12 protein-coding genes are annotated in these 15,284 nt (G+C 65.3%); 3 read left to right on the top strand and 9 right to left on the bottom strand.

Features of this window, described 5'->3' with window-relative positions; genetic code table 11:
* Window positions 1-99 precede the first annotated feature (99 nt).
* The 6 genes from ACSQ22_RS01100 to ACSQ22_RS01075 form a co-directional block, all read right to left on the bottom strand.
* Window positions 100-1,368, bottom strand: a complete 1,269-nt coding sequence (locus ACSQ22_RS01100; RefSeq protein WP_436129146.1) for a GGDEF domain-containing protein — start codon at window positions 1,366-1,368, stop codon at window positions 100-102.
* A gap of 90 nt (window positions 1,369-1,458) precedes the next feature.
* Complete coding sequence (locus ACSQ22_RS01095) at window positions 1,459-2,742, bottom strand: hypothetical protein (RefSeq protein WP_436129145.1); 1,284 nt, start codon at window positions 2,740-2,742, stop codon at window positions 1,459-1,461.
* 157 nt (window positions 2,743-2,899) lie between these two features.
* Window positions 2,900-3,664 carry a hypothetical protein gene (locus ACSQ22_RS01090; protein ID WP_121420331.1) on the bottom strand — a complete coding sequence of 255 codons (765 nt, stop codon included), beginning with the start codon at window positions 3,662-3,664 and terminating at the stop codon, window positions 2,900-2,902.
* 5 nt (window positions 3,665-3,669) lie between these two features.
* Window positions 3,670-4,248 (bottom strand): hypothetical protein, encoded by a 579-nt coding sequence (locus tag ACSQ22_RS01085; RefSeq protein WP_121420332.1) that lies wholly within the window; start codon window positions 4,246-4,248, stop codon window positions 3,670-3,672.
* Window positions 4,245-4,538, bottom strand: a complete 294-nt coding sequence (locus tag ACSQ22_RS01080; RefSeq protein WP_436129144.1) for a J domain-containing protein — start codon at window positions 4,536-4,538, stop codon at window positions 4,245-4,247. Before ACSQ22_RS01080 ends, ACSQ22_RS01085 begins: the two co-directional genes overlap by 4 nt.
* Before the next feature lie 67 nt (window positions 4,539-4,605).
* Entirely contained in the window at window positions 4,606-5,319 is a 714-nt protein-coding gene (locus ACSQ22_RS01075; protein WP_055396756.1) for a YebC/PmpR family DNA-binding transcriptional regulator, read from the bottom strand.
* A 232-nt stretch (window positions 5,320-5,551) separates the two neighbouring features.
* Between ACSQ22_RS01075 and ACSQ22_RS01070 the strand changes: the two genes are divergently transcribed.
* Both ACSQ22_RS01070 and ACSQ22_RS01065 read left to right on the top strand, forming a co-directional pair.
* On the top strand, window positions 5,552-6,781 hold the full coding sequence (locus ACSQ22_RS01070; RefSeq protein WP_436129143.1) for a nucleoside recognition domain-containing protein: 1,230 nt from the start codon (window positions 5,552-5,554) through the stop codon (window positions 6,779-6,781).
* A gap of 325 nt (window positions 6,782-7,106) precedes the next feature.
* Window positions 7,107-9,386, top strand: a complete 2,280-nt coding sequence (locus ACSQ22_RS01065) for an EAL domain-containing protein (protein ID WP_436129142.1) — start codon at window positions 7,107-7,109, stop codon at window positions 9,384-9,386.
* Between the two features lie 42 nt (window positions 9,387-9,428).
* Here the strand turns inward: ACSQ22_RS01065 and ACSQ22_RS01060 are convergent, their stop codons facing one another.
* The 3 genes from ACSQ22_RS01060 to sbcB form a co-directional block, all read right to left on the bottom strand.
* Window positions 9,429-10,784, bottom strand: coding sequence for a protein kinase domain-containing protein (locus tag ACSQ22_RS01060; RefSeq protein WP_436129141.1), 1,356 nt, complete (start codon window positions 10,782-10,784; stop codon window positions 9,429-9,431).
* 29 nt (window positions 10,785-10,813) lie between these two features.
* Window positions 10,814-12,061, bottom strand: coding sequence for a cystathionine gamma-synthase family protein (locus ACSQ22_RS01055; RefSeq protein WP_055396703.1), 1,248 nt, complete (start codon window positions 12,059-12,061; stop codon window positions 10,814-10,816).
* A gap of 155 nt (window positions 12,062-12,216) precedes the next feature.
* Window positions 12,217-13,665, bottom strand: coding sequence for an exodeoxyribonuclease I (sbcB, locus tag ACSQ22_RS01050; RefSeq protein WP_436129140.1), 1,449 nt, complete (start codon window positions 13,663-13,665; stop codon window positions 12,217-12,219).
* Window positions 13,666-13,877: 212 nt separating this feature from the next.
* Here sbcB and ACSQ22_RS01045 point away from each other — a divergent pair, with 212 nt between their 5' ends.
* Complete coding sequence (locus ACSQ22_RS01045) at window positions 13,878-15,251, top strand: lytic murein transglycosylase (protein WP_436129139.1); 1,374 nt, start codon at window positions 13,878-13,880, stop codon at window positions 15,249-15,251.
* Window positions 15,252-15,284: the final 33 nt, after the last annotated feature.

Below are 15,284 nucleotides of genomic sequence, written 5' to 3'. Positions count from 1 at the left end.
TGTTGTGGGCCGAAGGGGTGCCCACCATTTTGCCGCCAGCAAATGCTGCAGCGGCGCAGCGAAGGTCGGGCAGCCGACACAGGCGGTGCGTACGGCGACTCAAGCAGCAGTCGCTGCTGGCGCCACCGGAGTGCCCACGATTTTTTCAGACACTTCCACGCGGTTGCGGCCGCGCTCTTTGGCCAGGTACATGGCCTCGTCGGCGCGCTGCAGCGCAGCGCCCGCCGCGTCGCCGTGGGCACACAGGGTGACGCCCACACTCACGGTCAGCGGAATGGACTGCGGGCCCGTGGCAACTGGCTGGGCTTCGACCAGCGCGCGCAGGCGTTCAGCCACGGCCAAGGCGCCAGCGGCGCTCGCGTTGGGCAGGAAGATGGCGAACTCTTCGCCCCCCAGGCGCCCCATCACGTCTTCCTTGCGCAGGCAACGGTGGGCCAGCATCACAAAATGGCGCAGCACATCGTCACCCGCCCGGTGACCCCAGGTGTCGTTGATGTTCTTGAAGTGGTCCAGGTCCATCACCAGCACGGGCACAGCCGTCCCGGTGCGCTGGGCGGCACTGATGGCCTTGTCCAGCAGCGTGAGAAACGCGCGGCGGTTGAACACGTTGGTCAGCGGGTCCATCTCGGCCAGGTGCCGCAGCTCGCTGGTGATGAACTCGTTGGCCAGCATCAGCGCACCAAACCCCAGCAACACCACGGCCACAATGGCCTCCAGCAGAACAAACTGCGATACCAGCGTCACCAGTCCGGCGTCTGGCAAGCCGCCGGGCGCAACGGGAGCGAGCTTGAACAGTGCCGGACGCAGCAACAAAAACAGACCATGCAGACCCGCCACCAACGCAAACAGGTAGCGCGCGGGCACGCGGCGCACGCCACCATCGGCCATCGTGCGCGCCGTGAGCAAAAAGCAGATGCCCGCACCCAGCCCCACAAAAACAAACCGCATGCCCAGATGGGGCTGCACCACGGTGAAATACACCGACGCGACCATCAGGGCCCCGATACCCACGACCGCATACCAATGAGAAAACGGGCGTCGCCCCATGTACATGCGGCTGGCCATCAGGCACAGGTAGGCTGCCAGCGACACCGAACCTTGCGAGATCACCACCGCCACCACCTCGGGAAACCAGTCCCGCACCAGCAGACTCACGCTGAACACCGACCCCAGCAGGAACGACACCATCCACAGGCGCAGGCCGGGGATGTTCCGGTTGAACGACCACACGGCATACAACACCGTGGTGACGAGCGCAGTCAGAAGCGCTGCAATGATGAGGAGTGTGGGGCTGTGCACTTTGAGGGCGGGCTGGCGGGCGGCTGGAATGTTAACCGGACCGCCGCCGGGCACCGTGTCGCGCGGCACCTTTCCTTGACCTGTGTAAAGGTGCCGCCTGGTGCAAATGGGATAAATTGGGCGGATGACGGCGCCAAGCCCGCAGCGTGCCGTTTTCCGCTAGCCCACCACATTGCATTCCCGGCGCAGCAGGGCCAGGGCATCGTGCATCTGGTAGTCCATGTCGCTGAGCAAGGTTTTTTCTGCGTCCTGCACAAAGCTGGTCCACAGCGCGATGTAGTCCTGCTGGTGCACACCGGGCGCGTGGGTGCGGATGAACTCGGTGGCCAACGCGGGCTGCAGGCCGGATTTGCGCAGTTTGCGCACCAGGCTGGCGGCGGTCTTTTCGGTCAGCAGGGTTTTCTTGGGCACACCCGCAGCCAGGCACAGGAACAGCGTGAGCAGCGAATGCTCGTCATCGTTGCCCTGGGTGGTTTTTGTCCAGGTCTTGCTGGCGGGCAGCGGGGGTTCCTCGCCCTCCTCCAGCGCATCCAGGCTGCGGTGGAAGTTGTCCACCTCGGCCAGCGGGTCGTCCAGCAGAAAGTAGCGCGCGCGGAAAGCGCCGGTGGGGCGCAGCAGCGTACGCACCAGTGTGGCGGAATCCAGCAGCCTCGGCAGGTCGGCCAGCACACTGGCGCAGTGCGCCAACACCACCTCGCGCAGTTCAGCAGGCAAACCAGGGGGCAGGCGCAGCTGTGAAGGCGGCGCCAGCTTCTTCTTGCGCTGTGCCATCAGCATTTTTTCGAACGCGACGGTGTTCGGCCATTCGCCCAGGTCCATGGACCTGGGCGCCAGGGCCAGCATGAGCAGGCCGGTGCGGATGACGGCTTCAGCATCGGCACCCGCAGCTTCGAGCTCGTCCGGGTCCAGGTCGAACTGCTCGGCCAGCCACTGGGCGGCATGGATGGCCTGCGCAATCTGCGTGCGGCGCGCCAGCTCGGCCCGGTAGTCAGCATGGCTGCGCAGTGACCACACGGCCAGTAGCGGGGTCTCGGCATCGGCATAGCCCGCCATGCCAAAGTTGCTGCTCTCGGGCATGCCAATCAGGCGCTTGAGCATGTCTGAGCCGCCCTTGGAGCGCGACAGCAACGAATGGTCGCGCAGCGAGATGGCGGCCTGGTGCAGGTCGCCCCCGGTGGTATCGAGCAGGTACAGGCTGATGAGGTTGACCATGCGGTCACGCGCCTTCTCCAGCTCGGGCCGCAAAAACTCGCTGCCAAAGTAGCGGGCAATCTGCACCATGCCCTTGGGCGCATCGGCATTGATGGCGGCCAGCTTGTCGGCACCAATCACGCCATGCTGGACGCCATAGGCCAGCGCCTTTTCAAAGAAAGGACGGGCGTCGTGGAGCTGCAGCGTGTTGGCCCCCGCAGCCTGGGTAGAGGACTGTTCGTCGATGGTCATTTAGTGGGCCATTCCCGCAGCCGTTGAAACTGGCGCTGCGAAGGCCAGCGCCCCCGCGCAAGGGCCGCCCCGCCGCGCTGGGGGCGTCCCCCTCCCGCGTTGCGCAGCAATGCGAGAGAGGGGTGAAGGCGCGAAGCGACTCAGGGGGTGCTTCATCTCAAATCGCCGATTCCTCATCCGACGTACGTGCGGCGGGCGTGGCCTTGCCGCGATCCGTCTCGCTGGTCTCGAATTTGCCGTCGTCTTCCTCGGCGGGCGATTCGTCGCCCTCTTCCAGGCCCAGGTCAAAGGCACGTGCCTTGGCGCGCAGCACCAGCAAGGTTTCGATGAACAGGTCGCGGCACTCGTAGCGCAGCAGCCAGGCCATCTGCATCCAGTCGCGGTCGGCCACCTCGTCCAGATCGATGCGCGGCTGCACGTAGCCCGAGGCGAGCAGCTCGTCGTCGGTCAGCGTGGGGCCATAGTCTTCCACCGCGTCAAACGTGCCGGTGCGGGCAAAGGCTTCGATGCGGCTCCACTTTTCGGCAAAGTAGTTGGCCAAGGCCTCGGCGCCACCGTCCAGGTCGCCAATGGCAGTAAGAAACTCCACCGGGTCGGCATCGTCGCGGAAGATGACCGCGTTGACCATGCTGCGCAGGTGCGTGTGGGTGAGGTCCTTGTACTGCTTTTCAAGCACCATTGCGCGCGCGAACTGCTCAGGCGTCACCAGCATGTTGACCACAGAGGCCTTGGACTCGTCGTACTCGCGCATCACGGCCAGAATGTCCTTGGGGGCCAGCTGGTCCAGCACCACCATCAAGGCGTTGTCGCCCTCAGCATCCGCCAGCTCCGACAAGGCCGATTCGGCGCCCACGATGTCGCCAGCCGCGATCAGGCTAGTGGTCTTGGTGATAAGGGCGAGGTGTTGGTTGTTGCTGCTCATGGTCGTCACTCCTTGCGGTCAAAACCCGCGTCGGCCAGCCAGTTGGAGCTGGCCTCTTCGCGGCTGCGGCTGTTTTGTGGGTCCGCAGCGTCATCGGCGCTCAGTGCGTTGTAGTCGTCATCATGCTCTGCGGCGTCTTCACCGTCATCGGCGTCGCTGTCACCCTCGGCCGACGAGGCCGCATGGTGCGCCAGGCGGGCGTGCTGCTGCAGGTATTCCAGCCCTGCAGCCACAGCCATGAAGCGGGCGCCCTGCGGTTCGCGCAGCACGGTTTGCGCCAGGCTGCTGGCCCAGGGCTCCAGCGCGATGGCAGGCGAGAGGCTGTGCCAGTCGGGCAGTTCGTCCACCGGCAGGCTCAGCAGGTGTTCCACCACAGCCGGCTTGGTGAAGCGAAAACCCTGGTGGAACACCACGGCCACCATTTCGGGGGCCAACTCCATCATCTGGACCAGAAAGGCAATCTCGTTGCGCTTTTCGGCCAGCCGCTTGCGCAGCACATCCTTGCCTTCGGAGTCGGAAACCAGGTCGTCCAGCTCGGCCTGGTAGGCAGAGCGCAGGTCATAAAAATAAGGGGAAAGTTTCACGGAGTGGTCGTTGTCAAAATGCGCGAGGAATAGGCTTGCCAGATCTCTTGGGCGGTGTGCAGCGGGTCGTCCAGCAGGTTGCGGCGGCGGTTGTCGTCGTAGGCCTGGCGGGCGGTGTCGTCCGACAGCACTTCATAGGCTTTTTGCACAGCCTGAAAGCGCTGGGCAGCGTCGGGGGCGTCGTTGCGGTCCGGATGGTAGAAAGACGCCTTCTGGCGAAAGGCTTTCTTGATGTCGGCCAGCGATGCGTTGGCCGCAAGCCCGAGGGCGGCGTAGTGGTCTGCGGTCATGGATGATTCAATGGAGCGGGGGCGGGATGAAACTGGCACCGGCAACCAGGCCAGCGGGCCACCACCATCAGCCGCCCAGGCTCACAAACACGTTCTGCACGTCGTCGTTGGAATCGATGGCGGCCAGGAAGTTCTCCACCTCTTCGAGCTGTTCGGCGGTCAGGTTGGCGGGGTTTACCGGGTTTTTGGGCTTGTAGCCCAGCTTGACCGACAGCACATTGAAGCCGTGGGCGGGCAGCGCACGGCTCACCAGATCGAGGTCGGTAGGGTCGGTCCAGAAGGTGGTGGTGCCTTCTTCGTCGCCTGCTTCAAAATCTTGTGCACCGGCTTCGATGGCGGCCAATTCGGGGTCGGCGTCGGGGTTGGCGGGCTCGGCCTCGATCATGCCGACATGGTTGAAGTCCCAGGCCACCGAGCCCGAGGTGCCCAGCTGGCCCTTGCGGAACAGCACGCGCATTTCGGGCGCGGTGCGGTTGACGTTGTCGGTCAGGCATTCGACCATCACGGCGACCTGGTGGGGCGCAAAGCCTTCGTAAATCACGCGCTCGTAGTTCACGGCATCAGCACCGGTGCCCGAGCCCTTTTTGATGGCACGCTCCAGCGTATCTTTGGGCATCGAGGCCTTGCGGGCCTGCTCTACCACCAGGCGCAGGCGCGCATTGCTGGCCGGGTCGGCACCGCCGCGCGCGGCCACGGTGATTTCCTTGACCAGCTTGCCAAACAGCTTGCCCTTGGCGTCGGCCACCTGTGCCTTGCCTTTTGCTTTCCACTGCGCGCCCATGGTGATGTCTTTCTTGGAGTTGTGGCGCGCCAGGGCGCCTGTCGATGTGATGGAGGCCCATTCGAGCACCAAAAGCCCGAAATAAGCCCCTGTGCAGGTTGGAACCGAACCCTATAGGGTAACACCGAGCCACCCGTTGCCTTGCCGCCACGCCCAAGCCAGCGCCCAGCCTGGGGGCAGGTAACCTCACCACCATGCAGGCCCTTCGCTTCCCCGTCATTCAGGACCACTGATGCTCAACACCTTGTGGCTGGGCTTTTTTCTGACCGCTGCCGTGGCCGCACTGGCCCAGTGGCTGGTGGGCGGCAATGCCGAGATCTTTTCGTCGATGGTGCAGGCCCTGTTCCAGATGGCCAAGCTGTCGGTCGAGGTGATGGTGCTGCTGTTTGGCACGCTCACGCTGTGGCTGGGTTTCTTGCGCATTGCCGAAAAGGCGGGCATTGTGGACGCCCTGGCGCGCTGGCTGGCACCGCTGTTTGCCAAGCTCATGCCCGAGGTGCCGCGCGGCCACCCCTCGCTGGGGCTGATCACGATGAACTTTGCCGCCAACGCCCTGGGGCTGGACAACGCGGCCACCCCCATGGGCCTGAAGGCGATGAAAGCCCTGCAGGAGTTGAACCCCGAGCCCGACACCGCCACCAACGCGCAGATCCTGTTCCTGGTGCTCAACGCCTCTTCGCTCACGCTGCTGCCGGTGACGATCTTCATGTACCGCATGCAGCAGGGAGCGCCCGACCCGACGCTGGTTTTTTTGCCCATTCTGCTGGCTACATCAGCGTCCACGCTGGTGGGCCTGCTCAGCGTGGCGGTGGTGCAGCGCCTGCCGCTGTGGAGCCCCGTGGTGCTGGCCTATCTGCTGCCCGTCGCACTGGTTCTGAGCGGCTTCATGGCGCTGCTGGCCACCTTGAGCGCCGCCGCGCTAGCCCAGTTGTCGTCCTTGCTGGGCAACCTCACGCTGTTTGCGCTGATCGTCCTGTTCGTGGGCATCGGCGCGTGGCGCAAGGTGCCCGTGTACGAAGCTTTCATCGAGGGCGCGCGCGAAGGTTTTGACGTGGCCAAGGGCCTGCTGCCCTATCTGGTGGCGATGCTGTGTGCCGTGGCGGTATTCCGTGCATCGGGGGCGCTGGGCTATGTGCTCGATGGCATCCGCTGGTGCGTGCAGGTGCTGGGTGCAGACACCCGGTTTGTGGACGCTCTGCCCACTGCGCTGGTCAAGCCGTTTTCAGGCAGCGCTGCGCGCGCCATGCTGATCGAGACCATGCAGACGCAAGGGGTAGACAGCTTTGCGGCGCTGGCTGCAGCCACCATTCAGGGCAGTACCGAGACCACCTTTTATGTACTGGCCGTGTACTTTGGGGCGGTGGGCATTCAGCGTGCGCGGCACGCGGTGGGCTGCGCGCTGTTGGCAGAACTGGCGGGGGTGCTGGCGGCCGTTGTGGTGTGCTATCGGTTTTTTGGTTAAAGTTATTGAATAAAATTGGCCCTATCGCTTACCTATCAAGCGCTAGCAGCTACAAATTGAATAGCAACTTGCTCCTACCCAATTCCTTCTCACTGGGGCCATTCCGACGCTCCCACCGGGGGTTGCCCCTGAGCGCACCACGGACCCCAAAGACTTCGGGGTGGCTTGCACGGACCATCCAAAGCCAATTGGTGGTTTCCACCATGCGGGCGACTGAGGCGGTACCTATGCTCTGCCTCATGGGCGCGCAAGCGGCGCCACGGCAGCGATCGAGCACGTCGTCCCTTGCTCCAGGGCTCCCGGAAAGCGCCCTTCACCACGTTCCATGACATTGCCCCCCAACCCCACAGCGCCCCACGACGCCGAAGAGCGCAGGCACTCCGAGGCCCTGCTCCAGCTGTGCAAACGCCTGGAACGCGCCTGGACCTTGTCCGACGTGCTCGATGCCGTCAAACCCATGGGAGAGAGTGTTTTTGACTACCGCCACGTCTGGCTGGCCCTGATTGACGAATCCTCGGGGATGCTGGACTTCCTCACACACACCACCAGTGGTGAGGAGGGTGCCCTGAGCCGCCAGCTGCAGACCATGAAAATCCCCGTGAAGGGGGATGCGCTGCTCGAAGAAATCATGCAGGCCACCCACGTCGTGGTGGTGGAAGATGCCCGCACCGACCCACGCACCAACAAGGCCGTGGTCGCTGTGCTGCACAACCGCACCATCGTCAATGTGCCGCTGATCATGGCGGACCAGCGCATGGGCGCACTGGGCATGGGCACTTATGGCGACGAGGAAGGCGTGCGGCCCCCCAAGCCCTGGCAGATCGCACTGATGCAGGCCACCGCTGGGCATCTGGCCGTGGCACTGGACCGGGTGCGGTTCATGACCGCGCGGCACGAGGCCGAAGAAGCGCTGCTGCAGCAAAAGGAGCGCCTGCAGGTCACCCTGCATTCGATCAGCGACGCCGTGGTCACCACCGACGCCACGGGGCTGGTGCAGTACCTGAACCCTGCAGCCCAGACGCTGACAGGCTGGTCGCTGTCCGCCGCCTGCGGACGCAGGCACCAGGACGTGCTGGGCCTGGCCCCCGAACCTGGCACCCAGGTTGCCCCCGACCTGGTGGGCCGCGCACTGGCGCAAGGCAGCACCCAGTTGCATTCCAAGCTGCGGTCCACACCACTGGCAGGAGCCCCCCTGCTGATGGACCTGTCCGCCTCACCACTGCTGCGCCCCGGCGGGGATGCTGACGGTGTGGTGCTGGTGTTTCGCGACGTGACCGAGGCCAGCCGGCTGAGTCGCGAAATGGAGTTCCAGGCCCTGCACGACACGCTCACGAGCCTGGGCAACCGCCGCGCGTTCGAGCACCTGCTGGCCCAGGCCTTTGCCGCCACGCGGGAGGCCTCCGACCGCCACTGCGTGTGCTACCTTGACCTGGACAATTTCAAGGTGATCAACGACACCTGCGGCCATGCGGCAGGGGACGAACTGCTGCGGCAGGTGGCGCGCCTGTTCCTGGCCCACCTGCAGCCTCAGGATCTGCTGTGCCGCCTGGGAGGCGACGAGTTCGGCATCCTGCTGTGGCAGCAGGACCTGCAACAGACTTTGAAGGTCGCAGAGCGCATGCAGCAGGAACTGGCCGCATTCCGTTTTGGTTGGCGCGACCATGTGTTCAGTGTCAGTGTCAGCATTGGAGCCGTGGTGCTGGATGCCGCCACCGAAAGCGTGGGCGCCTTGCTGCAGGCGGCAGACAGCGCCTGCTACGTGGCCAAGGACAGGGGGCGCAATCGCATCCACGTCTATGCCGAGAACGACCCTGCCCTCGCGCAGCGCTATGGCGTCATGGAATGGGTCAGCCGCATCGAGCATGCGCTACAGCATGACCGGTTTGAGCTGTTTGGCCAGCCCATCACCCGCCTGGGCACACGGCAGGGCAACCCGCCGCACGGCCTGCATTGCGAGATCCTGCTGCGCATGCGCACGGCCGACGGCCAACGGGTCTCGCCGGGCGAATTCATGCCCGCCGTGGAGCGCTACCACCTGGCCGCGCGGGTGGACCGCTGGGTCATCAAAAAAGCCCTGGCGTGGATGGCCGAACACCAGGAGCGTGTGGAGCTGTGCTGCATCAACCTGTCGGGCCAGTCCGTGGGCGACGCCGCATTTTTGAGCCAGGTGCTGCAGGCCATGGACCAGACCCCGGTGCGCTGCGACCGCCTGTGTTTCGAGATCACCGAAACCGCCGCCATGGGCGACCTGGCAGCGGCCAACCGTTTCATCCACGCCCTGCGCGCGCGGGGCTGCCAGTTTGCGCTGGACGACTTTGGCAGCGGGTTATCGTCGTATGCCTACCTGCGCGAGCTGGCGGTGGACATGCTCAAGATCGACGGGCAGTTTGTGAAGAACATGGCCGACGACCCGGTGAGCTTCGCCATGGTGAAGTCCATCCACGAAATTGGCTGCCTGATGGGCAAGAAGACCGTGGCGGAGTTTGCCGAAAGCCAGGCCGTCGTGGACCTGCTGACCGGGCTGGGCGTGCACTTTGCCCAGGGATACGCCCTGGGCCGCCCTGCCCCGCTTGACGAGCTGCTACTGCAAACCGTGGTGCACTGACTCCCTGGTAGTCGAGCCAGCGGCGGGCGCAACGGAAGCGATTCAGCCGCGCGGCGCGGAAGGCGATGCCGGTGTTACCGGGGCGGGAGGGGCAGCCACCAGCTCCCACTCGGCCAGTTGCTCGTTGGTCGCAATCAACCGCCCCACCAGCAGCTTGATGAAGGCCTTGTCAAAACACGACTGCAGGTCTTCGGACGCCCCGCGCAGCGCGGGGTTGCGCACCTTGAGCACCAGCACTTCGGACTCGGCCACGGCGGTGGCGGTGCGCAGCCTGTTGTCGGGGCGCAGGTAGGTCATTTCACCCAGGGTGACGCCCGCACTCAGTGTGCTGAGATTCCAGCCCTGGCGACTCACGGCCACCTGGCCCTCGATCAGGATGCAGAACGAATCGCCGGGCGTGTTTTCGCGCATCAGCACCGTGCCCCGCTCCAGCCGCCGCCAGTTGCCCAGGCGCATCAGCTCCCACAGGGCCACGTCGTGAAAGTCGGCAAAAAACGGCAGCGCGCGCAGGCGCGCAAAACGCTCGGCCTCGGTGTCTTGGGATTTTTGGCGGGGCAGACTCTGGTGGGCGGCCAGCAGCGCCCGTGCAAAATCGTCCCAGGTCGCAAAACGGTCGGAGGGCTGCTTGGCCAGGGCGCGCAGCAACACGTCGTCCACATGGGCTGGCAGCGACGCGCGCAGCAGGCTCGGTGGCGTGGGCGCCTCGTTGCTGATCTTGTAGAGCGTGGCGAAGTCGGTGTCGCCGTCAAACGGGCGGCGGCCCGTGAGCAGCTCGTACACAACAACAGCCAGCGAGAACATGTCGCTGTGGTGCGTGAGGTCGTGTTCACGCACCTGTTCGGGCGACATGTAGGACGGCGAGCCCACCAGGCCCGACAGTTGCGTGGCATCGCTGCGCAGTGACAGCGCCGCACCAAAATCGGTCAGCTTGATGTCGCCGTCTTTGGCCAGCATGAGGTTGGCGGGCTTGATGTCGCGGTGCACCAGGCCTTCGCGGCACGCGTACTCGAGCGCGTTGCAGCACTTGAAGGCAATGTCCAGCACCTGGGGCACGGGCAGCAGTGCATCCGGCGTGGCATAGGCTGACAGGGGCTGGCCATCCACATATTCCAGCACCAGGTAGGGGGGCAGCGCCTCCTCATCCGCATCGAGCAGGCGCACGATGTTGGGGTGGCGCAGGCGGCCCGACAGCGCGGCCTCGTTGCGCAGCAGCTTGCGGTAGCGATCGGCCTGCTCGGGTACTTTCAGCAGATGGGCATGCGTCTGCTTGATGGCCACCTTGCGCCCCCTAAAGCCGTCCAGCCCCAGAAACACGATGCCGCTCGCACCCCGGCCCAGTTCACGCTCGATGCGGTACTTGCCGATGCTGGCGGGGGGCGCCGAGGTTGCTGTGGCCATGAGGAACTCCTGGGCGGGTGTTTGACAGGTCAGGCGCCTGCAAGGGCCTGCTCAAAGTCAGCGAGCAGGTCTTGTGGGTCTTCCAGGCCCACTGACAGGCGGATCATGCTGTCACCAATGTCCATGGCGGCACGCACGGCGGGGCCGGCCTCCCAGAAGATGGTGTGCGCTACCGGGATGATCAGCGTGCGCGTGTCGGCCAGCCCCGTGGCCTTGATGGGCAACTGCAGGCGGTTGCACACGGCCAGGCACTGGTCGGGGTTGCGCAGCTCGAACGACAGCAGCCATGAGCCCGCCTGGAGGAGCTTTTTGGCAAAGGCATGCTGGGGGTGCGAAGGCAGCATGGGGTACAGCACGCGCGAGACGGCCGGGTGCGCCTCCAGCCACTGCGCCAAGGCCAGGGCCGTGGCGCTGGTACGGTCCATGCGCAGCGACAGCGTTTCAGCGCCCAGCGCCAGCTGGTGCGCAGCATGGGACGACAGCGTGCCACCCATGTCGCGCAGGCCCTTTTTGCGCAGCTGCTGAAGGCCCCAGCCCTTGGGGTCGCCCTTGCGGTAGGGCGCAAAGATGTTGGGGTAGCCCGACCAGTCGTACAGCCCCGTGTCGGTGATAGCGCCACCCAGCGCAGCGCCCTGCCCGCCGATGCTTTTGGTGAGCGAATTGACCACCAGGCCCGCGCCCACCGTGGCAGCGCGGAACAGATAGGGCGATGCCACGGTGTTGTCCACCACGTAAAGCACGCCACGTTGCTGGCACAGCGCTCCAATGCCTTCCAGGTCGGGGATCTGCGTGCCGGGATTGGCAATGGTTTCGACAAACACCATGCGGGTGTTGGGGCGCAGGGCAGCAGCCACTTTGGCCGCGTCGGTCACATCCACCGTGGTCACTTCAATGCCCAGGTCGGCCAACGTGCCGAACACGCTGTTGGTGTTGCCAAACACGAACTGGCTGGCCACCAGATGGTCACCCGCCTTGAGCAGGGTGAGGAACACCGCGCAAATGCCCGCCATGCCGGTGGAGAAAACGATGGAGCCGTGCCCGCGCTCCATCTGCGTGATCTTGGCCTCCAGCGCCGCCGTGGTGGGCGTGCCCTGGCGCGCATAGTTAAAGCCGCCCTTGCTCGTGCCCTGGAACACGGCGATCAACTCTTCCATCTTCTCGTACCCGTACTGAACGGACGTATGGATCGGCTTGTGGATGGCCCCATGCTCGGCGCCGCCCAGGCGGTCGGCGTGCACGATCTGGGTGGTGAAACTGTGGTTCTGCGGTGTCGTCATAAAAATCTGCGGCTGCTTTGTTTCTACTGGTGTACGTACGAGGCGGGGCGATCACTACTGGCGCGCCCTGATGCCAGTGCACCCGTGGAACTGGCTCCGCCAGGCCACCGGGTGCGTCCCCCTCCGGGGGAAGGCGCGCAGCGCCTCAGGGGGAGTCATCGTTCAGGTGCGATGTGTTCAGCGTAATCGTACAAGGCGCCCAGAATGTCCTGGGTCCGCTCATCGTCGGCGGTCTCCGAGAGTTCGTCGATCTCGGTGAACAGCTGCTCCACCGTGCGCGCCCCGCCCTGCCCGTCGAACAGGCAGGCAGCGCGGTGAGCCTCCCAGCGTTCCTGCTCATCGGGCGACAGCGTTTGCGGAAAGTTGCGCGCCCGGTAGCGCCACAGCAGCTCTGCCAGGCGCGGGTCATCAAAGTTCGCACGCGCCTTGGCCAGCTTGTCGCCGTTCAGGGTGCGCAGGTCGTTCAGCAGGCGCCGGTCGTTGTTGCCCACAAAACCGCCGTACAGGTCCTGGTCCACATCCGGTGCCGGCTCTTGCGGGCGGGCAAACACTGCGGGCCAGATGCCGCTCATGTCGGGCAGCGCGCGCGCCACCTCGGCGTGCTGCGCGGCCTGGGCCAGGTCGATGCCCCAGCGCTGGGCCAGCGCGGGCGTGAGCGTGTTCACATTGCCCACCACCATGGGTGACTTGTTCAGGTGGATGGTCTTGATGGGCAGGCGCGTCACGCCCTCGGGCAACGCGTCGGCCTTGCTGAACATGCGCAGGCGGATGTCCTCCACATTCAGCGTGGCCAGCTCGCGTGGGTCGTGGGCCAGGTCCCAGGCGATCAGCTCGTTCTTGTTGGTGGGGTGGCTGGCCAGCGGCCACATCATGGCCAGGCAACCGCGCTCGGTGGGGAACATGCCGGACACGTGCAGAAACGGCCGCGCCGTGCTGGTGGTGGCGGGCAGGCGCAGCTCGGCGGCCACGCGGTCTTTCTTGTGCAGGCTCAGTGCAAAGTCAAACAGCTTGATGTTGTGCTGGCGGATCAGCCGCGCCAGCGCAATGGTGGCGCGCACGTCTGACAACGCATCGTGCGCCGCGTCGTGCTGCAGGCCATTGGCCTTGGAGAGGTGTTCCAGCTTGAAGCTGGGGGTCACGCCGTCTTCTTTCTTTGGCCAGGTGATGCCATCCGGCCGCAGCGCATAGGTCATGCGCACCACGTCGAGCAGGTCCCAGCGGCCGCACTGGTTCTGCCACTCGCGCGCATAGGGGTCTATGAGGTTGCGCCAGAACATGAAGCGCGTGATCTCGTCGTCAAACCGGATGGTGTTGTAGCCCACACCAATGGTGCCGGGCTGGGCAAACTCAGACTCAATGCGCGCAGCGAACGTGTGCTCGGGCACGCCCTTTTCCAGGCACAGCTGCGGCGTGATGCCGGTGATGAGGCACGACACCGGGTCGGGCAAGTAGTCGTTGGCAGGCTGGCAATAGAACATCAGCGGCTCGCCGATTTCGTTCAGCTCCGCGTCCGTGCGGATGGCCGCGAACTGCGCAGGCCGATCGCGGCGCGTGTTGGCACCAAAGGTTTCGTAGTCGTGCCAAAGGAAGGTGTGGGGGGCCATGGTCGATGGGCAAACAGGGGGCGACAGAAGAACAGGGCGAGGGATACCGTGAACTGTAACCTGATTTACAAGCTTTTTAGGCCCCTAGCGCATACTGATAAAGCGCTAGCAGCTATAAAATATATAGCAAATACAAATACCCCTCGGATGCCGCTTCACGCCGTGATACACCTGCAGCGCAGCACCTCCGCTGCAGCGCGGGACAATGGCGCATGCAAAGCACCCACCCAGCCAATCCCTCCGTTTCGCGGCTCCGCCCTTCCCTTTTGTCCTCTTGGTCCCCACGTTCCCTTGCAGCATGTTGGGCAGCCCTGGCTCTGGCGGGCTGCGCCGCAGCGCCTCCCCATCGCCCGGACGCGGTGAAAACACCGCCGCCAGCCAGCGCCCCCCCTGCCACCACCAGCACACCGGCCCAAGATGCCGCAGCATCTACCGGCAGCCCCACCGCTGGCGTGGACCATGCGGCAGGCTTTGCCGCATGGCGCGACGCGTTTTCGGCGCAGGCCTTGCAGGCGGGCATCCAGCCCCGCACGGTGCGCGAAGTGCTGGGCCAGGCGCAATGGCAGCCGCGTGTGGTGGAGCTTGACCGGGCACAGCCTGAATTCACGCGCACACCCTGGGCCTACCTTGACAGTGCGGTGTCGCCGCAGCGCATTGCCCAAGGCCAGGCCAAGCTGGCCGAACACAGCGCCACGCTGGAAGCCACTGCCGGCCGCTATGGCGTGCCTGCCACCGTGATCACCGCCATCTGGGGCATGGAGAGCAACTACGGCAGCAATTTCGGGACGTTCCGCACCGTGGACGCGCTGTCCACGCTGGCCTATGAAGGCCGCCGCCGCGCCTGGGCCCAGGCCGAACTGTTGTCCGCGCTGCGCATCGTGGACCAGGGCGACATCGCAGCAGACCGCATGCTCGGCTCCTGGGCCGGCGCCATGGGGCACACGCAGTTCCTGCCCTCGGTGTTTCTGGCCTACGCCGTGGATGCCGATGGCGATGGCCACCGCGACATCTGGGGCAGCATCCCGGACGTGACGGCGTCTACGGCGCATTTCCTGGCGCGTTCGGGCTGGCAGGCGAGCGAACCCTGGGGGGTGGAGGTGCAGTTGCCCGCGTCCTTCGACCACGCCCGCGCAGACCCTTCCGTACGGCAGACCACAGCCCAGTGGGACGCTGAAGGTGTGCGCGGCATCGACGGGCAGGCATTGCCCACCCTGACCTCCGCGTCCATCGTCACGCCCGCAGGTGCCCGAGGCCCGGCCTTTCTGGTAGGGGGCAATTTCCGGGTCATCCTGCGCTACAACAACTCGGTCAACTACGCGCTGGGGGTGGCGCTGTTGGCGCGCCAGATTGGCGGTGGCGGGCCCGTGGTTGCCGCCTGGCCGCGCGACCTTGCACCCCTTTCACGCCAGCAATTGCAGGAGCTACAAGAGGCGCTCAACCGCAAGGGATTTGCAGTCGGCACCCCGGACGGCGTGATGGGCCCCGCCACCCGCGCAGGGCTGCGAGGCTACCAGCGCAGCATCGGCGCTGTGGCGGACGGCTATCCCACCGTGGAACTGCTGGAGCGGCTTACGGCGCGCCAGTAGACAGAGCCCCAAGGCCCGCCCAACTGGCCACCC

This window comes from Acidovorax sp. LjRoot38 (assembly GCF_964252975.1).
Classification (GTDB): domain Bacteria; phylum Pseudomonadota; class Gammaproteobacteria; order Burkholderiales; family Burkholderiaceae_C; genus Acidovorax; species Acidovorax facilis.
This window is presented reverse-complemented; position numbering and strand designations above follow the sequence as displayed.

Coding starts and splice junctions, on each gene's coding strand:
- ACSQ22_RS01095 (WP_436129145.1), bottom strand. CDS start 2,742: ATGACCATCGACGAACAGTCCTCTACCCAGGCTGCGGGGGCCAACACG.
- ACSQ22_RS01090 (WP_121420331.1), bottom strand. CDS start 3,664: ATGAGCAGCAACAACCAACACCTCGCCCTTATCACCAAGACCACTAGC.
- ACSQ22_RS01080 (WP_436129144.1), bottom strand. CDS start 4,538: ATGACCGCAGACCACTACGCCGCCCTCGGGCTTGCGGCCAACGCATCG.
- ACSQ22_RS01075 (WP_055396756.1), bottom strand. CDS start 5,319: ATGGGCGCGCAGTGGAAAGCAAAAGGCAAGGCACAGGTGGCCGACGCC.
- ACSQ22_RS01070 (WP_436129143.1), top strand. CDS start 5,552: ATGCTCAACACCTTGTGGCTGGGCTTTTTTCTGACCGCTGCCGTGGCC.
- ACSQ22_RS01065 (WP_436129142.1), top strand. CDS start 7,107: ATGACATTGCCCCCCAACCCCACAGCGCCCCACGACGCCGAAGAGCGC.
- ACSQ22_RS01060 (WP_436129141.1), bottom strand. CDS start 10,784: ATGGCCACAGCAACCTCGGCGCCCCCCGCCAGCATCGGCAAGTACCGC.
- ACSQ22_RS01055 (WP_055396703.1), bottom strand. CDS start 12,061: ATGACGACACCGCAGAACCACAGTTTCACCACCCAGATCGTGCACGCC.
- sbcB (WP_436129140.1), bottom strand. CDS start 13,665: ATGGCCCCCCACACCTTCCTTTGGCACGACTACGAAACCTTTGGTGCC.
- ACSQ22_RS01045 (WP_436129139.1), top strand. CDS start 13,878: ATGCAAAGCACCCACCCAGCCAATCCCTCCGTTTCGCGGCTCCGCCCT.